Genomic DNA, 16061 nt, shown 5'->3' with positions numbered 1-16061 from the left:
AGCTATGCTAGACTTCGTTGGTATGCATACCGGTAAATCGATACAGGAGATCTATTCGCCAGAAGGGATCTGCTTCGGCTGCGGCCCCGCCAATGAAAAAGGCTTGAAGATACGGAGTTTTGAAGAGAACGGTGAGTTCGTCGCCGAATGGCTCGCGGAACCCCATCATCGAGCATTTCCAGGCGTTTTGAACGGCGGCATAATTGGGGCCTTGCTTGATTGCCATTCAAATTGGGCGGCAGCCATCCATCTGATGAAACAACGCGGTGAGACCGCAGCACCATGCACCGTGACTGCCGATTTCCATGTAAAACTGCTGAGGCCGACACCTGTTGACGGGCCGATCACGCTTAAGGCCCGCGTCGTTGAAGCGAGCGAAGATCGAGCGACCGTCGAAGCTGAACTGATCGCCGGGGGCAAGGTCTGCGACACATGCCGCGGAACATTCGTCGCCGTCAAAGAAGGGCATCCGGCATATCACCGGTGGTGATCGACCTTGATTTGATCGGTGTCGAATACTCTCGCGAATTGTTTTTCGCATTCATCGATCAACCCCAGTTTTGCAAGCCAGCTCTTTTGTTCGATCATCAGCTGCGGAAGATGAACGACGTCGGAAAGCGCATAGTCAACGAGTTCAGGCGTCCAGACACCGTCCCATTTGCGGGTAAATTTTGCACGCTGCGATTTGTCCAGATCGACGGCGAAGTAGCGGTAGAGCGTTTCGGCGAGCGAAGCCGACTGGTTCGCCCCGCGGGTCAGAACCTTTTCGGCTATCATTGTGTCATAAATATTTCGTACCGCGTGGCCCGCATCGTAAAGGAATTCAAGGTCGAACTTGGCGTTGTGAAATATCTTTACGATACTGTCGTCAGCCAGCAGATCGGCAAATCCGCCAATATCGACGCCTTCGCTTAAAGGGACCAGAACGTTAAACTCGCCGTCTGAGAACTGGATAGAGAAGAGTCTTCCTACGCTCGAATTGAACCCCGACGTTTCTGTATCGCACCCGAGCGCTCCGGCCTTTGACAGGCGATCGCAGGCTTCGGCGATCTCTTGGGTTGTGCGGGTGATAAGAACTTCCACAGGTTCATTACATTTTCACGCAAAGCCGCCGATGACGCAAAGGCGCGTTTTCCCGGGCTGATGACTTACCGTCTTTGATCGATGCGGAGTATTATGAAAGCCTGAGTACGCATTATGTCCACGATCATTAACGCAACCGAGGCACGAGTTCTTGGCAGTCTTGTTGAAAAGCAGCTGACCACGCCCGAATATTATCCGCTCACACTCAACGCCCTGACGGCCGCGTGCAATCAGAAGAGCAATCGCGAACCGGTGATGTCGCTCGGCGAGAGCGAGATACTCGCCGCCATCGACAGCCTTCGCGACAAGAACCTTGTCTATCTCTATTACGGAAGTTCGAGCCGGACGGTAAAGTACAAACACATGTTGCCGACCGTCTTCGATCTGGATGCTGCCGGCGTCGCCGTCGTCGCACTTCTGCTGCTTCGCGGGCCGCAGACGGTCGGCGAGCTTCGCGGCAGGTCTGACAGGCTTTATGAATTTGGCGGTTTGGGCGAGGTTCAGGAAACGCTCGACGAACTCGCCAGCCGCCCGGAACCGCTTATTGTCAAACTCGAACGTCAGCCTGGACAGAAAGAATCGCGTTTCGCTCATCTATTGTCGGGTCCGGTCGAGGTTGTCGCTTGTTCGAGTTCGGGGTCTGATGCTCCGGCAAATTCTGGCAGCACGTCGTCGCGGATCGAAAGGCTCGAGAACGAAGTAGCCGAACTGCGTGCCGAGATCGAAACGATCAAAAGCGCCGTCGACGACTTCAAAAAACAATTCGAATGATCGGCTCAATTCATTGATGAAGATCGCTTTCGATCGTGAATTGCCGGCTCGCAGAAAGTGCGGAATTTTGCTCGTCTCTCGCCGTAAGTGTGAATACCCAAATGCCTTTCAGACGTGCCCTTCCGCGAAGTATTCCCGTCGTTGCGTCAAGCTGAATTCCGGGCGGCAGGGTACCGGCCGAAACCGTCCAGACGTAATTCCCGGAGCCGCCAGCGGCCGCTAGTGTTTGATAGAAGTGCCTCAGATAAAGGGTATCGGGCAGTGCGGTGGTGACCATCTGCACCGGGGCTGTTGAGGTAAATTCGAATGCACCAAGATCGAACGGACCGCTGACCGGCCGCGATAAGCTCATTCGATGTTTCACATATTGCCGAACAACGTTGTGATCAGGTATCGCATCCGGGTGGAGCGCGGTCCCTGCATCGATCGCCGCCGAATCAGCCGCAAGAGCGAGATCCTGTGTCGCCGTATCGACGAATCCGGGTGACGTGCCTGTGATCATGGTCGTTCCCCCGGTCACACTGCCTGTGAATGCCCCGCCTTCATGCGAATTTCGCCAGCCGGTCTTCGCCCAGTTATTTGCAAGGGCAAGCGTACCTGCCTCGGCAAGCATCGCCATGTTTGTTCCGGCGGCGGTGTTAACGAGGATGTTGTTGCGCGAATCAGCGGTCTCATCGTTTGTCGAAAGCCGCATCACAACGGTCGTCCCGGCCCTGATCGAATACAACGTGTTATTGTAAAAATAGAGCTTGCCTTTGCGATAATTAGCGGTCGTGCCGCTGTCGCCGCCATAGTGAACCGCCTGATTATTTCCGCCGTCCTGTTTGATCAGGACATTGCCGTACACGAACGTCTTTCGGTAGGCCGGATCATTTCGGATGATCGCCGTGTCTTCGCCGTCGACCATGTCGATGTTACGGTTTCCGCCTTCGATCCAGTTGTAACGGACGACAAGCCCGGCCGAGCGGTCTTTCAGATTGACCCCGGGCGAACCTGACCGCAGCGGCCCGAACCGGTTGTATTGAAATGTAATGCCGATCGCCGCGGTGTAATTGTTGTGTTGAAAGATGCTGCCGACGATCCCGTTGCCGTAGATGTAATTGCCCTCAACAAGGATATTCCGCGAGACTGCGCTGTCGTTCGATGCGACAAAAAAACCATTTGCGCCGTCGGTTATTATGTTGTTGCGAATGGTGATATGTTCGCCTTTCTCGACAAAGATCGGTGAAGCTGCCGATGTGTAGTTCTGAACGACATTGTTTCGGCCGGTGAATTGATAATCCGGGTGTGCCCCGCGGATCTCCAGGTTCTCGATGATTATATGTCGCGGCATTGTATCCGCCGGGACGTTCGATCCGCCGATCTTGATCACGCCGCGTTGCTCACTCCAAAAGTTAAGGTTGCTCGGCGTCGTCGCGCCATTGCCGTCGATCACGGGAAGTTCGCCATTCGGCCCTGGAACGCCGCTTATCGTTATTGGGCTTTCGGCCGTTCCCTGCCGGCAGATCACCCATTTTTCTTTGTAGGGCTGGGCCCTCCAATGGATAAGAACGGTATCACCCGGCTGCAGGGTCGCCCACGGAACCTGGCCGATCGATGTCATCGCCGTACCTTCTCTCACTTCATAGACAGCCGATGCGGCATCGGTCGTTGACGATATCAGTAATGCCAGAACGAAAGCGAACTTGTTGAAATGCTTCATAGCGAGGGGTTTCTTGGGAGAAAGGCTGGAATTAGGTGATGTTAAAACTTATTTTGCATCTTCGAAGTCTATCACGCCCGACTTTATTGAGTAAACAAAAAAGAGCCGGCATCGTGCCGGCTCAAGCTGAAGTGAACGTCGCAATGTGACTAATTTCGCGACCACGCACCTATCTTCTTCTGCACGATCTTCTCCACCGAGATATTAGGATCCTCGGCACGAGCCTGGCGAACGTAAGCGGCATCGATCTTAAAGATCCGTAGTTTGACGACATCTTCAGGATCAATGTCAGTGAGGCCTTCGTTCTTCATTTCCGCAAGAAATTCGGGCGTTACTTTGAAGATCCGGTATTTGACCAGATTCTCGAAATCGGTGACGCCAAATCCCATGTCCTTGATCTCACGAACGTATTTAGCGTCGATCTTGAAGATACGTGCCTTGACGAGTTCCTCCATTCCGAGATTCGGAAATCCGGTTGCCTTCATCTCAGCCATGAATTCCGGGGTGATCTTAAAGATCAGCGCCTTGAATAGGTCGTCTGTATCGAGCTTTCCGAAGTTCGCTGACAGAAGGTTGTCGGCAAATGCGAGCGTTAGGTTCAGAGTCGTAGCCGAAAAGAGCCTCTCGTCATTGAACTCAAAACCACGGCTTCGCATTCCCTGAACGAAACTTTCGTTTGCGTTAAATTGAAACGTTCCGGTTCCTACACCGTCGGTGAACGAGCCTTCGCAATCAAGTGTTCCGGCCTCACGGACGATGCTGAATCGTACACGCCCGTTCTTTGTCTGTTCCGGCGTCAGGCCTCTGAGATCGTCGTACGAAAAGAACGATCCGTGAGAATTTTTACCATATTTTTCGGACTTTCGTTCGAAAGAGATATGCAGTTCTCCGGGCTGCTTTTCCTTTGTCGAGGCCCGCCAATTGCCGGTCGTTGCACTCTGTGCTGCGATCACATACGAGCCGAAAACGATGATAATAAATGCCATCGCCGAGCCGGCAATGGTTCTGAAATATGAGTTGTTCATTAGATGCCTCCGCAGATCATTTCTTTTTTGTTTGGTTGCCCTACGCCAGAAGAACACCGTGATCTGGGGAATTGTGACAATAAAATTGAACGCGTCTTTCACCTTGGAATCAAAAAAACCCGGGCACGCGGCCCGGGCATACGTGTAAACGTGACCGCACGATCAGGTTCGGCGTCGAGCCGGTGCCGCTTTCTGAGGTGCGAGCTTTTGCTCTGTTTTTAGATATTCGACCGCTTCTTTGACACTTGTCTTTAGCGGATGCGAATCGGGGGCAGTATCAGCAAACTTCTGCATGAAATTCAGCCCTTCCTGCATCTTCGCTTTGTCGTCTTCGATAACGCCAAGGTTAAAAAGCGAAAGGCCGATACCTGCCATCGCGTCGGCGTTATCCGGCGCGGCCTCGAGAGCGACGCGATATGCAGCGATCGATGGTTCAGATTCACCAGCCTCGCGCAGGATGTCGCCTAGGTTGACTCTTGCTTTGAGCGCCAATGCCGGATCTTTTTCGACTATGAAATACTGATCGTAGATCGGGATCGCATCCATCGCTTTCGTCACATCTGCCTTTGTCCTAACGACGAGTCGATACGTCTCGACCGCATTCGCCAGGATATTTCGGCGATTTGCTTCCAGATTCGCCAATACGGCCGCATCGGTGGTTTTCGCATTCTTTATTACCGTCAGCCCACGCTCGAAAGCTTCGATCGCGCCAAGGAAGTCGGCCTTCGCTTTTGCCATTTCCGTTGCTTTGTTGGCCGGATCGCCTTTTGCCGAGCGTTCGTACGCCTCGAAACCGCGTGTTCGCAATGCTGCCCCTTTGTAATTGAGCAATACCGGTGCACTACCCTCGAACTCCGGATCGGCATTTATGCCCTCGTCAAACTTTGATATCGCAAGATCGTAATTCTTCGACTTGAATGCCGCGTCACCGTCTTTCAGGGCTGCGTTCACGATCTTGTTCACATTTTCTGCTTTCGCCTTTTCGGCATTATATTTTTCAAGCTGTTTCTGATATTCCTCTTCTTCTTTCTTCAACTGCTCGGCGTTCTTACCATCCAACGAAGGTGCCGTCTGCGACGCCAGGCTTCGCACCTCGGCCTCGGTATATACCTTGCCATCACCAGCGACAACCAGAATGGAGATATCCTCCATCCCGGCACGAACGTTCTGGTAGACCGTCGGAGCAATTCCCTCGCCGCTTACCGCAAGCACATATTTGTAAGCGAGCCCGAATCCGACAAAGTTAAATTCGCCTCGGCGATTTGTCTTTGTGGACGGGGCTCTACCGCTCTGAACATCAACGCGGTAAGGCTCAACAAGGGCTCCGGCGACGGGCACTTCAGTTCCGTCAGCCTGCTTTGCCTTGACCACGCCTCGAACGATCGCAGTCTGCGAAAAAGCGACCGACCCGAAGACCAACAAAAGACACAGCCCGCCGACTGCCGCAAAAATCTTGTTTCGATTCATAACTCTACCTCCGAACGTCTGCCGAGACATTGCCGAACGATTTCCTATGATGCAATATTTTCGGCCGGCGTTTATTTACTTTCTGCCATTTTATCTCAAGTAGGCTGGATTTCCGAAGTTCACCTGCCTGATCGGACCGGAATTTCTTACGTTAAGGCATGAAAATACCCGCTTGTGTGTGCTAATTTAGCAACTTCGGCCTAGGGGCCGGATAAACGTCTAAAGCGCTATGAGCGATCGGATCTTCAATTTCAGTTCAGGGCCGGCGATGTTGCCTCTGCCCGTATTGGAGCGGGCTCGCGACGAGATCCTCTCTTTGAATGGCCTCGGAATGAGTGTAATGGAGATCAGCCATAGATCGTCGCACTTTGAGCGTGTGCTACACAACGCAGAGTCCGGCCTGCGACGACTTCTTGGTATTCCGGGTAACTATCGTGTTCTTTTTCTTCAGGGCGGTGCCTCGTTGCAGTTCTCGATGGTTCCTATGAACCTGTTGGATCGTGACAATGTCGCAGATTACGTCATCACCGGCGCATGGGGCGAAAAGGCTCTGGCTGAGGCGAGCAAGTTTGGTCGGACAAACACCGTGATTTCGACGCGCGAAGAAGGTTACCGCAGCGTTCCGGATATCGAATCACTGACCTTTAGCCGCGACGCCGCGTATGTTCACTACACATCGAACGAGACGATCGAAGGCGTCGAGTTCGGACGCGATCTTGACGCCGGCGGAATACCGGTCGTTTGCGACGCCTCGTCGAACATACTTTCGAAACCGATAGAGGTCGACAAATATGCATTGATCTATGCCGGCGCACAAAAGAATATAGGCCCAAGCGGTTTGACGGTCGTGATCATACGTGACGATCTTCTCGAGCGCCGGCCTCAGGGCCTTCCATCATTGCTCGATTACCGCACCTTTGCAGACGCCGATTCGATGCCGAACACGCCGAACACGTGGGGAATTTACCTTATTGGCCTGGTTTGTGAATGGCTGATGAATGAAGGCGGACTCGACGCAATTGCGGAGCGGAACCGGGCAAAGGCGGCGAAGATCTACGCCGCGATCGATGCGAGCGATGGATTTTATACCGGGCACGCCGAACGAGCCGCCCGGTCGCTGATGAACGTGACCTTTCGGCTGCGGGATCAGGAGCTCGAAGAGCGCTTCGCTTCCGAAGCCGAAAAAATGGGAATGGACGGCCTAAGAGGACATCGCTCGGTTGGCGGAATCAGAGCTTCGATCTACAATGCATTCCCGACAGAAGGCGCCGACCTGCTGTCAGAGTTCATGCAGGACTTCACTTCCAGGAATGGCTGACATGCCTCTTCGGGATCCGTCTCGGACTAGAACGCGCAGATCGCCGCTGCCAGGCTTGGTTCTTCGTCAATAGCCACGGTTCGCAGATCTATCAATACCCTCTCATCCTCTATGCGTGCTATTACCGGAAACTCGGATCGCCGCAGGCGGCTTTCGATCTTTGACGCCGACATCTCATCGCTGTCTAGTGCGATAAGGCTCGTATCGTGATCGATACCCGGAGAGGAACCGCCGCCGATGACCGACGAGCCGCGAATCACTTCAATGCGAATTTTCGTGTCCGCTGGGAGCGAATGAGAAAGTGTTTCGGCGAATCGGAGCACGCGGTCCTCGATCTCGCTGGCCGACATCGATAGCATCTGTAATACAGGTATCTCGCGAAAATGTGTTTCACGCAAATATGCTGCGAGGGTAGCCTCGAGCCCGGCGTAAACAAGCTTTCCTGGACGCAAGGCTCGATAGAGCGGGTGTTTACGCAGCTTTTCTATATGTTCGGTCTTTCCGGCGATTATCCCCGACTGAGGTCCACCGAGAAGCTTATCGCCGCTGAAGGTGACCAGATCGGCACCGGCTGCGATCGATCGGCCGACGAGCGGCTCGCCTCCCAATCCGAATTCCTTCAGGTCGACCAGCGCACCCGAACCCTGGTCTTCAACAAACAAGATCTGGTGTTTATTAGCGATCGCGACCAATTCTTCGACCGAGGGTGCAGACGTAAATCCCTGGATCACGTAGTTGGACGGATGTACGCGAAGGAACATCGATGTATCGGCCCCTATCGCTCTCTCGTAATCGGCTGCTTTCGTTCGATTCGTTGTTCCAACTTCTCGAAGGATCGCCCCCGATTGTTCGAGCACATCAGGAACGCGAAAATCACCTCCGATCTCGACAAGTTCGCCTCGTGAAACGATTACCTCTTTCCCTTTGCCGAAAACCGTGAGCACCAATAAAGCGGCTGCCGCACAGTTATTGACTATCAGAGATGCGTTGGCACCGGTTATCGAACAGATCATCCGCTCCGCGGCGGCTGCCCGTCTTCCGCGTTTTCCGGTACCGATATCGTACTCGAGCGTGCAATATCTTGAGGCCGCATCGACGGCTTCAGATGCTTCCACGCTCAACGGCGCCCGGCCGAGGTTGGTGTGAATAACAACGCCGGTCGCGTTGATGACCCGACGAACACTTGGCTCCATTTCTGACCTGATCTCCCGATCAAGACGCCCGATTATCAGCTCCTTTAATGAATCGCGATCGTATTTTTGCTGACCGTCCTTTCCCTGTTCGCGATTCTCAAGCATTTCATCCCTGACATCGGCGATGACCCTGCGGACCAAAGCAGCTCCAAGGGTCGAACCGACCGACGCCAATGCCCCATTTCCTACAGCAGTCCTGTAGACCTCGTCAACGGACGGCAGATTCACAAGTACATCCTTCATTGACCGCTCACCAGGCTTGCTCATCGCATCCTTCCAACTTCCGCACGCCGTTTCTGAAACGACGGCATTATTGCCTATTTATTTATTGGTGGGCTTCCACCCTCTATACCTTCCGACTCAATATTACAACAATGCGTCCACTTGGAAATTCGTTCGAAAGAAAAACCTCATCCCGCATAGAAGCTACGGTTGCGATCGATCAGGAACTATCGCGTTTAGAAGACTCGATCAGAAGGCTGAAGATCGAATTCGATATTTTCTTCAATGGTGCGGTTCGTCGTCCGCCGCTCGAGGCCCGAGCGAGGCTCGAGGCCAACATCAAGCGGCTCTCTGACATTCGCACGCTGACATTCGCTCAGCGATATCAGCTTAACGGGCTGATCTCACGATTCACGTCGTACCGCGAGTTATGGCGGCGGACGCTCAGAGCCAGAGGCGAGGAACTTGTCTAAAATCAAAAAGCGAATCCAAGTCCGGATTCGCTTTTTCGTGTTTACCGACTCTGTAGGAGAATCGAAGACGGTACAATTGGAATAACAGTCAGGCCACTTTCATCACGTTTTCGGCCTGCGGCCCCTTTGGACCATTGGTGACCTCAAACTCGACTTCCTGACCCTGAATTAGGGTCTTGTAGCCATCTCCGGTGATCGCGCTGTAATGCACGAAAATATCCTGCTCGCCGGGTTGCTCGATAAAGCCATACCCTTTGGCGTTGTTAAACCATTTGACCATACCTACAGTTTTAGACATTTTGCGAATTCCTCCTACAACTTCAAAAAGATCCCTGAATCTAAAATACAATCTGTCGATCGACCTTTGAGGGAAACAGTTCCGCCGCAAAAAAATGGGGCGGGCGCAGGTGTAGCCCTAACCTGAGTCGGAGACAACAACCAAAGCCAAATATCAAATCTTAAACTGCAAGATTATTAGAAACTATCGTGTGTGCGTTTTGATTGACGAATGAGAATTTACTTATATTTACGGCCACTGTCAAGAACTATTTGGGCCTTTTGAGCTATTTTTTTGAAAATTGACATAAATAGCCTCATGAACGATGATTGGGTTAAATTGGGCCGTCGATTTCACATAATAAATGGCAAATGAATACGGGGAAGAACCGCCGCTCTCGTACAACGAATATCTGCAGGTGAGCAGGCTCATCGATCTTCAACGCCCTCTATCTGAACCTCAAAGCCACGATGAACTGCTATTCATAATCATTCATCAAACGTACGAACTTTGGTTCAAGCAGATATTGCACGAATTAGACGCGTGCATCGGATGGATGAACGAGGGCCGCTTGTTTCGCGCCAACCACTCGCTCCGCGGTGTGATATCGATCGAGCGAATATTGGTGACGCAGATCCACATCCTCGAATCGATGGCGCCCATCGGCTTCCTCGAATTTCGCGACAAGCTGAACCCCGCCAGCGGTTTCCAATCTATGCAGTTCCGCGAGCTCGAATTTTCCTCCGGAGCCAAAGACGAAAAGATACTCGCCTCGTTCGAACAGGACGAATTCGCTCATGCGCGACTTAAGGTGCGATTTGATTCACCGTCCCTCGCGGACTGTTTCTGGGAACTCGTTGGAAGGAGCGGTCTGGCCGCTGCAAGCCACGACGAACGGATCGAAGCGACTGTCGAGATGCTGGCCCATCCTGAGAAATACGCTGAACTCTACAATATGCAGGACCTGCTCATCGAACACGATGAGTTGATCATCGCATGGCGATACAACCACATTCAGATGGTCGAACGCATGCTCGGGATGAAACGCGGCACCGGCGGCTCGGAAGGCGTCGGGTACCTGACATCGACATTGACAAAGAAATTCTTTCCCGAACTCTGGGAGGCCCGTACGCATCTGAAGATCGAGGATATTCGCAATGAAAATGCTTGAAAGAGTGTCGGCAAGGCTGCTGTTCCTGTTCATCGTCGTGTTGTGGCCCGCGGCGGCATTCGGGCAAACGCGCGAAACGGTCCGGGTCACGATCCTTCACCTTAACGACACTTATCAGTTCACACCGGTCGACGGCGGAAAATACGGCGGTCTGGCACGCGTGATGACGCTTAAGAAAAATGCCCTGAAGGACAATCCGAACACCCTGATGACCCTCGGCGGTGACACGGTTTCGCCGTCAGTCGAGACACGAACCTATCGCGGAGCGCAGATGATCGATGCGTGGAACGCTGTCGGACTCGATTATTCAGTACTCGGCAACCACGAGTTCGACATTAAGACGCCAGAACTGATCGACCGTATAAAGGAATCAAAATTCACCTGGCTTGGCTCGAATGTCATCGATTCAAGGACCGGAAAGATATTCGCTGACCTTCCGCCCTACATCATCCGCGAATTTGGCGGGGTTAAGATCGGGTTCGTCGGCTTTCTGCTTCCCGAAACGAAGGAAACGTCGTCCATCGAAGAATCACTGAAGGTCACGGACTTCTGCGAAACCGCAAAAGAGCTGGTCCCTAAAATGCGGGCAAAAGGGGCGAATGTCATCATCGGACTGACGCATCTTTTCATGGCTCAGGACAAGAAACTCGCGGGATGCGAGAAATTCGATCTTATCCTCGGCGGCCATGAACACACGCTGCTGCAGTCGTCGGCAAATGGTACACCGATCTTCAAAATGTGGGCCGACGCTCGCGAGGTCGGCAAATTCGATCTCTATATCGATACGAAGAGCGGGAAGCTGGCCAGCATGGATTGGCAGATCATCCGCGTTACCGATCAGATTCCGGACGCTCCGGAGTTCGCTCCTGCCGTTTCGAAATACAGATCGCTGCTTGACCAGCTCGAGGTTCGCGTCGGTGCGACCGCCGTCCCGCTTGACGCGCTTTCATATTCGGTTCGGACGAAGGAGACCGATATCGGCAACTTCATTGCGGACGCATATCGCAACGCCGTCGGCGCGGACATTGGTTTCGTGAACGGTGGTTCGATACGTGCAGACCTGTCATACAATCCAGGCCCGTTGACGAAGCGCGATGTACTTTCGATGCTGCCATTCAACAACCCGATCGTAAAGGTCGAAGTTTCAGGAAAGCTGCTTTTGGATATATTGGAGCATTCTGTTGCCCGAAGCCGCGAAGACAACGAGCCCGGCCGTTTCCCGCAAGTATCGGGACTGAGGTTCACATTCGACGCAAGCAAGCTGCCCGGCCAGCGGATCGTCGAGGCTATGGTCGGCGGTAAACCTATCGACCCTGGATCGAACTATACCGTTGCGACGTCCGATTTTCTCGTCTCACGCGGAGGCGATGGCTACACGATGTTCAAAGACGCAAAATTGCTTATCGCCGCGGACAAGGCACCGAAGGACTCTGAGGTTTTTGAGAAAGCGATCAAAGAATCGCCAAATGCAACGATCTCGCCGCGGGTAGAAGGCCGGATCAGAAGACTGAATTAAACAAACTCAGCAAAAACCTCGTTGGAGAACAGCATGCCCTTGCGAGTCAGACGGAGACGGCCGTCGGCTGACTCTACGAGGCCTCTTTCAATCAGCTCAGACGACTTTAGGCTTAGTTCCGCTCCAAAGCGCCTTTCGTACGCTTCGATGTCGACACCCTCATTAAGCCGCAAGCCCAGGAACGCAGTTTCCGAACCGATATTCACGATTTCCCGGAAAACTTCAGCAGAGCCTTCCTCTTCGATCGACGAGACGTATTTCGCAGTATCACGTTCGTTGGCATAGCGTTCGCGCCCATCGAATGAATGGGCCGAGACGCCAAAGCCGTATACCGGATCGAGCCGCCAGTATTTCGTATTGTGCCGCGATTCAAATCCGGGCTTTGCAAAATTTGAGATCTCGTATTGTTCGTAACCCGCTGCGGCGAGCCGGTCGAGCATCATCTCGTACATTTCGGCGGCGAGTTCGTCGTCGATCGGTGTCCGGCGGCCGCTGCGGACCTGCTCGGCCAGCGGCGTGCCTTCGTGAATTTCGAGCAAATATAGTGAGAGATGTTCGGGCTCCATCGCTATCGCTTCATCGAGATTTCGCGACCAATCCTCAATTGTTTGTCCCGGCAATCCGGCGATCAGGTCAAAGCTAATGTTCGCGAAACCGGCCTCGCGAAGCATCCGGTACGTTTGCCGAGCGTCGTCGGCATCATGGCCGCGGGCCAGGAGTTTGAGGTCGCGTTCGTTAAAGGTCTGGACGCCAAAACTCGCACGGTTTATGCCGAGCTTTCTGAAGGCATCGAGCTTCTCCGGCGTTACGGTCGCCGGGTTCATTTCCATCGTGATCTCGGCCGATTCAGCCACAGAGAACACCGAGGTCACAGCGTTTAGAATTCTCTCTATCTGTTCGGGCTCGAGCAGTGAAGGCGTACCGCCGCCGAAGTAGATCGTGTCGATGTGAGAGGCAGAAACCCGACCCGTAGGGAGGGTGTCGTCTTGTGGCACCGTACCGACACCCTCCCTACCGCTCGGGTTTCCGCCTTCGATCTCGCGGCAAAGCGCGTCGACATACCGCTCAACCGCACCGGAATCGCGCCAAACGTCAGTCGCAAAATCGCAGTAAGAACACCGCGACTTGCAGAATGGAATGTGAAGATAGACACCTGGCCGCATGTTCTTAGTCTAAACGGTATCGAAAGTCTGTCCAGTGAGAAAAAGTATTGCGTCGATTGGTGATGGAGTGTTCTAATATCCTCACTTTGTTAGCGCGAATTTTACTTATCATCTTCATTGCCATTACGGCAATCGGTTGCGGAAAGGAAAACTCGACGGCTGACGACAATGTTCGCCAGGCGGTTGTGATATCAGCAGCCAAAACATCGCCTACTCCGGTTCCCGAGACAACATCAGACGCTGAATTAGAGTACAAAGGTGTAACGATCGATCAAATTTTTTCGATCACGGCGCAGATTTCAGCAATTGACGACGATGGACGTGAGAGCAAGGCCGACCTCAATGCCGGCGGGTATGTCTTGAAGATCGAAGACTACGTACCTCGTACACTTGAGCGCAACGCAAAAGTGATCTTTAGGTTCAAAAAACGTGAGGTCGGTGGCTACTGGGCAACGTTGATTGGCACCTCGGCGTTGCTTGGGCCGACTTCGACCCAGATATACGCGGTTGTTTCGGGACCGGGCGGCGTTTGCTGCACGAATTACTCGATAGTTGACGTATCATTGGATCGACCGAGGAGTATTTATCAAAGCGAAGATTTTGGCAGTTTTCGCGATGCTATGGAAATATTCGATGCGGAAGGGGATGGAATCTATGAGCTAATGCAGTTTGATTCATGCTTCAGATACTTTATGGATGACTGTGGCTCGTGCTCACCTGAGCCGCGAGCGTATTTTAAGTACGACAAAGCAAAAGGTGAGTATCTCCCGATTGCTGGCATTGCTCAAGATTTCGTTTTACAAGGACATCAAGCGTCAGAAAAGTGGTTAACAGAGAAGTCTGCAGTGCTAACGCGAACGGGGGATGTCGGCCTTGGCCTCGACATTCGCCGTAGTGCTCTTGCGCATATGGTCGACCTCGTGTTCATCGGAGAAGAACAAAAGGCGTGGCGTGTCTTCGAGAAATATATCGACGATCCAGATGGAACGACACGGCGGGAAATAAAGAGCCGCCTTCGGGCCTGCAAATTCTACAACGCGCTTAAACGTGAAAAAAGGTCGAAAAATCCTCGATGAGAATTCACTTTCGAGCTATGGCACGGCGCATCGTGTACTACTGAGGTGCCTCTTCGAACTGATAGAAGATCTCGGCGCCGGGGCCGAGCGGGAGTTCGAGCAGGTACCAGGCAACAAGGAAAAGTGTCCAGCCGATGAAGAAGACGATCGAATATGGGATCATCAGCGACATAATCGTGCCGATGCCTGCTTTCGGGTCATACTTTCGAGCAAATGCGACGATCAGCGGAAAGTAGGACATCAGCGGCGTGATGATATTGCAGACGCTGTCACCGACGCGGTAGCAGGCCTGTGTAAGCTCCGGCGAATAGCCTAGCAGCATCAGCATCGGAACAAAGACCGGTGCCATCACGGCCCATTTTGCCGATGCCGAGCCGATAAAAAGATCGAGAATGATAGAGAGTATGACAAATGAGATGATGAGCGTGATGCCGCCGAGTTCGAGCGAACGAAGCACCTCGGCACCTTCAACTGCGAGGATCAGCCCGAGGTTTGACCAATTGAAAAAGGCGACGAACTGCGCGGCGAAAAACGCAAGCACGAGATAAACCGACATCGTCCGCATGCCGCCTTCCATTGCGTGGACAACGTCGTCGATCTTCTTGAAGCTCTTTGACGCAAAGCCGTAAACGACGCCGAAAAGCACGCCGCCGAAAAAGACGATGGCAATAATTCCGGTAAGGAACGGCGAGCGGATCAGGCTGCCGGTCTTCGCATCGCGGAGAAAGCCATCCTCGGGTATCGTTCCCCAAAGGATCAGCCCGACGAAAACGGCAACGGCGATCGCGGTGTAAAGCAGTCCTCGCTTTTCGTCTGCGTTGAGCCTTTCGAGCTTATCGGCAACAACGTCGCCCTTGTATTCGCCAAGCCGCGGTACAACGACCTTTTCGGTTATATAGGTGCCGAGAATGGTAACGAGGAAGGTCGAGGCGGCGAGAAAGTAGTAGTTTGCCGCCGGCGTGACGATATATCCCGGGTCTAGAATTCGTGCCGCTTCCTGCGTCAGCCCGGCAAGCAATGCATCGGTCGGAGCAAGCAAAAGATTGGCCGAGAAGCCGCCCGAAACTCCGGCAAATGCCGCCGCGAGTCCCGCCAACGGATGTCGGCCGACAGCAAGGAACATCAGGGCCGCAAGCGGGATCAAGACCACGTAGCCGATATCGCTGGCCATGTTCGAGATAACGCCCGCGAAGACGACCACCGCCGTCAGCAACCGCTTCGGTGAGTTCATCACCAACACGCGAAGCACCGCACCGATCAACCCGCTTGCCTCGGCGACCGTGATGCCGAGAATACCGACCAGCACGACGCCGAGCGGGGCAAAGCCGGTGAAGTTAGTGATCAGCCCGGTGAGAATTCTATGCAAGCCCTCGACCGTAAGTAGATTTACCGCTTTGATCGTCTCTTTCGTGCCCGGGTGGACGACCGAAACATCGGCCCACGAGACAACCGCCGAAAGCACGAGGGCGAGCACCGCGAGAATGAAGAAAAGGAACGCGGGATTTGGGATCTTGTTCCCGACCCGTTCAATGCGGTCGAGAATGCGAAAATAGAAGGTGTCCGGCCGGGCATCTGCGGGCGGTTCGGTCTGAGTATTTTCCATA

The 16061-nt window shown here is 53.3% G+C and carries 15 protein-coding genes; 6 read left to right on the top strand and 9 right to left on the bottom strand.

Annotation, left to right across the window (positions count from 1 at the left end):
• Positions 1-4: 4 nt before the first annotated feature.
• Positions 5-490, top strand: coding sequence for a PaaI family thioesterase (locus IPM28_13570; GenBank protein MBK9174012.1), 486 nt, complete (start codon positions 5-7; stop codon positions 488-490).
• On the opposite strand, the gene IPM28_13565 is transcribed toward IPM28_13570, so the two are convergent.
• The gene (locus IPM28_13565; GenBank protein MBK9174011.1) at positions 478-1083 is read right to left on the bottom strand and encodes a hypothetical protein; all 606 of its coding nucleotides are present in this window, start codon (positions 1081-1083) and stop codon (positions 478-480) included. The two genes, IPM28_13570 and IPM28_13565, sit on opposite strands and share 13 nt — an antisense overlap.
• 114 nt (positions 1084-1197) lie before the next feature.
• Between IPM28_13565 and IPM28_13560 the strand changes: the two genes are divergently transcribed.
• Positions 1198-1854, top strand: a complete 657-nt coding sequence (locus IPM28_13560) for a YceH family protein (GenBank protein ID MBK9174010.1) — start codon at positions 1198-1200, stop codon at positions 1852-1854.
• 10 nt (positions 1855-1864) lie between these two features.
• On the opposite strand, the gene IPM28_13555 is transcribed toward IPM28_13560, so the two are convergent.
• The 3 genes from IPM28_13555 to IPM28_13545 form a co-directional block, all read right to left on the bottom strand.
• Positions 1865-3556, bottom strand: a complete 1692-nt coding sequence (locus IPM28_13555) for a polysaccharide-degrading enzyme (protein MBK9174009.1) — start codon at positions 3554-3556, stop codon at positions 1865-1867.
• A gap of 149 nt (positions 3557-3705) precedes the next feature.
• On the bottom strand, positions 3706-4581 hold the full coding sequence (locus IPM28_13550) for a hypothetical protein (GenBank protein ID MBK9174008.1): 876 nt from the start codon (positions 4579-4581) through the stop codon (positions 3706-3708).
• 162 nt (positions 4582-4743) lie between these two features.
• Positions 4744-6048, bottom strand: a complete 1305-nt coding sequence (locus IPM28_13545) for a hypothetical protein (GenBank protein MBK9174007.1) — start codon at positions 6046-6048, stop codon at positions 4744-4746.
• A gap of 229 nt (positions 6049-6277) precedes the next feature.
• Here IPM28_13545 and serC point away from each other — a divergent pair, with 229 nt between their 5' ends.
• The gene (gene serC, locus IPM28_13540) at positions 6278-7366 is read left to right on the top strand and encodes a 3-phosphoserine/phosphohydroxythreonine transaminase (GenBank protein ID MBK9174006.1); all 1089 of its coding nucleotides are present in this window, start codon (positions 6278-6280) and stop codon (positions 7364-7366) included.
• 26 nt (positions 7367-7392) lie between these two features.
• Here serC and IPM28_13535 read toward each other — a convergent pair whose 3' ends face one another.
• Positions 7393-8826 (bottom strand): L-seryl-tRNA(Sec) selenium transferase, encoded by a 1434-nt coding sequence (locus IPM28_13535; GenBank protein ID MBK9174005.1) that lies wholly within the window; start codon positions 8824-8826, stop codon positions 7393-7395.
• A gap of 107 nt (positions 8827-8933) precedes the next feature.
• Between IPM28_13535 and IPM28_13530 the strand changes: the two genes are divergently transcribed.
• The gene (locus tag IPM28_13530) at positions 8934-9254 is read left to right on the top strand and encodes a hypothetical protein (GenBank protein MBK9174004.1); all 321 of its coding nucleotides are present in this window, start codon (positions 8934-8936) and stop codon (positions 9252-9254) included.
• An 88-nt stretch (positions 9255-9342) separates the two neighbouring features.
• Here IPM28_13530 and IPM28_13525 read toward each other — a convergent pair whose 3' ends face one another.
• Positions 9343-9552 carry a cold-shock protein gene (locus IPM28_13525; GenBank protein ID MBK9174003.1) on the bottom strand — a complete coding sequence of 70 codons (210 nt, stop codon included), beginning with the start codon at positions 9550-9552 and terminating at the stop codon, positions 9343-9345.
• Positions 9553-9895: 343 nt separating this feature from the next.
• Between IPM28_13525 and IPM28_13520 the strand changes: the two genes are divergently transcribed.
• Positions 9896-10702 carry a tryptophan 2,3-dioxygenase gene (locus IPM28_13520; GenBank protein ID MBK9174002.1) on the top strand — a complete coding sequence of 269 codons (807 nt, stop codon included), beginning with the start codon at positions 9896-9898 and terminating at the stop codon, positions 10700-10702.
• A complete protein-coding gene (locus IPM28_13515) occupies positions 10695-12218 on the top strand; it encodes a bifunctional metallophosphatase/5'-nucleotidase (GenBank protein ID MBK9174001.1) in 1524 nt (507 codons plus the stop codon). The genes IPM28_13520 and IPM28_13515 overlap by 8 nt, the downstream gene beginning before the upstream one ends.
• On the opposite strand, the gene hemW is transcribed toward IPM28_13515, so the two are convergent.
• The 3 genes from hemW to IPM28_13500 all read right to left on the bottom strand — a co-directional run bounded on the left by hemW (position 12215) and on the right by IPM28_13500 (position 16060).
• Positions 12215-13381 carry a radical SAM family heme chaperone HemW gene (hemW, locus tag IPM28_13510; protein ID MBK9174000.1) on the bottom strand — a complete coding sequence of 389 codons (1167 nt, stop codon included), beginning with the start codon at positions 13379-13381 and terminating at the stop codon, positions 12215-12217. The genes IPM28_13515 and hemW overlap by 4 nt on opposite strands.
• Positions 13382-14189: 808 nt before the next feature.
• Positions 14190-14309, bottom strand: a complete 120-nt coding sequence (locus IPM28_13505) for a hypothetical protein (protein MBK9173999.1) — start codon at positions 14307-14309, stop codon at positions 14190-14192.
• Positions 14310-14494: 185 nt separating this feature from the next.
• Positions 14495-16060, bottom strand: coding sequence for an AbgT family transporter (locus tag IPM28_13500; protein MBK9173998.1), 1566 nt, complete (start codon positions 16058-16060; stop codon positions 14495-14497).
• Between the last annotated feature and the right edge of the window lies 1 nt (position 16061).

Source organism: Chloracidobacterium sp. (genome assembly GCA_016716305.1).
In the GTDB taxonomy this organism is placed as follows: domain Bacteria; phylum Acidobacteriota; class Blastocatellia; order Pyrinomonadales; family Pyrinomonadaceae; genus OLB17.
This window is presented reverse-complemented; position numbering and strand designations above follow the sequence as displayed.

What these genes read in the sequence shown, in the direction of transcription:
- IPM28_13570 (MBK9174012.1), top strand. Translation starts at nt 5, where the DNA reads ATGCTAGACTTCGTTGGTATGCATACCGGTAAATCGATACAGGAGATC.
- IPM28_13560 (MBK9174010.1), top strand. Translation starts at nt 1,198, where the DNA reads ATGTCCACGATCATTAACGCAACCGAGGCACGAGTTCTTGGCAGTCTT.
- IPM28_13555 (MBK9174009.1), bottom strand. Translation starts at nt 3,556, where the DNA reads ATGAAGCATTTCAACAAGTTCGCTTTCGTTCTGGCATTACTGATATCG.
- IPM28_13550 (MBK9174008.1), bottom strand. Translation starts at nt 4,581, where the DNA reads ATGAACAACTCATATTTCAGAACCATTGCCGGCTCGGCGATGGCATTT.
- IPM28_13545 (MBK9174007.1), bottom strand. Translation starts at nt 6,048, where the DNA reads ATGAATCGAAACAAGATTTTTGCGGCAGTCGGCGGGCTGTGTCTTTTG.
- serC (MBK9174006.1), top strand. Translation starts at nt 6,278, where the DNA reads ATGAGCGATCGGATCTTCAATTTCAGTTCAGGGCCGGCGATGTTGCCT.
- IPM28_13535 (MBK9174005.1), bottom strand. Translation starts at nt 8,826, where the DNA reads ATGAGCAAGCCTGGTGAGCGGTCAATGAAGGATGTACTTGTGAATCTG.
- IPM28_13530 (MBK9174004.1), top strand. Translation starts at nt 8,934, where the DNA reads ATGCGTCCACTTGGAAATTCGTTCGAAAGAAAAACCTCATCCCGCATA.
- IPM28_13525 (MBK9174003.1), bottom strand. Translation starts at nt 9,552, where the DNA reads ATGTCTAAAACTGTAGGTATGGTCAAATGGTTTAACAACGCCAAAGGG.
- IPM28_13520 (MBK9174002.1), top strand. Translation starts at nt 9,896, where the DNA reads ATGGCAAATGAATACGGGGAAGAACCGCCGCTCTCGTACAACGAATAT.
- IPM28_13515 (MBK9174001.1), top strand. Translation starts at nt 10,695, where the DNA reads ATGCTTGAAAGAGTGTCGGCAAGGCTGCTGTTCCTGTTCATCGTCGTG.
- hemW (MBK9174000.1), bottom strand. Translation starts at nt 13,381, where the DNA reads ATGCGGCCAGGTGTCTATCTTCACATTCCATTCTGCAAGTCGCGGTGT.
- IPM28_13505 (MBK9173999.1), bottom strand. Translation starts at nt 14,309, where the DNA reads ATGAACACGAGGTCGACCATATGCGCAAGAGCACTACGGCGAATGTCG.
- IPM28_13500 (MBK9173998.1), bottom strand. Translation starts at nt 16,060, where the DNA reads ATGGAAAATACTCAGACCGAACCGCCCGCAGATGCCCGGCCGGACACC.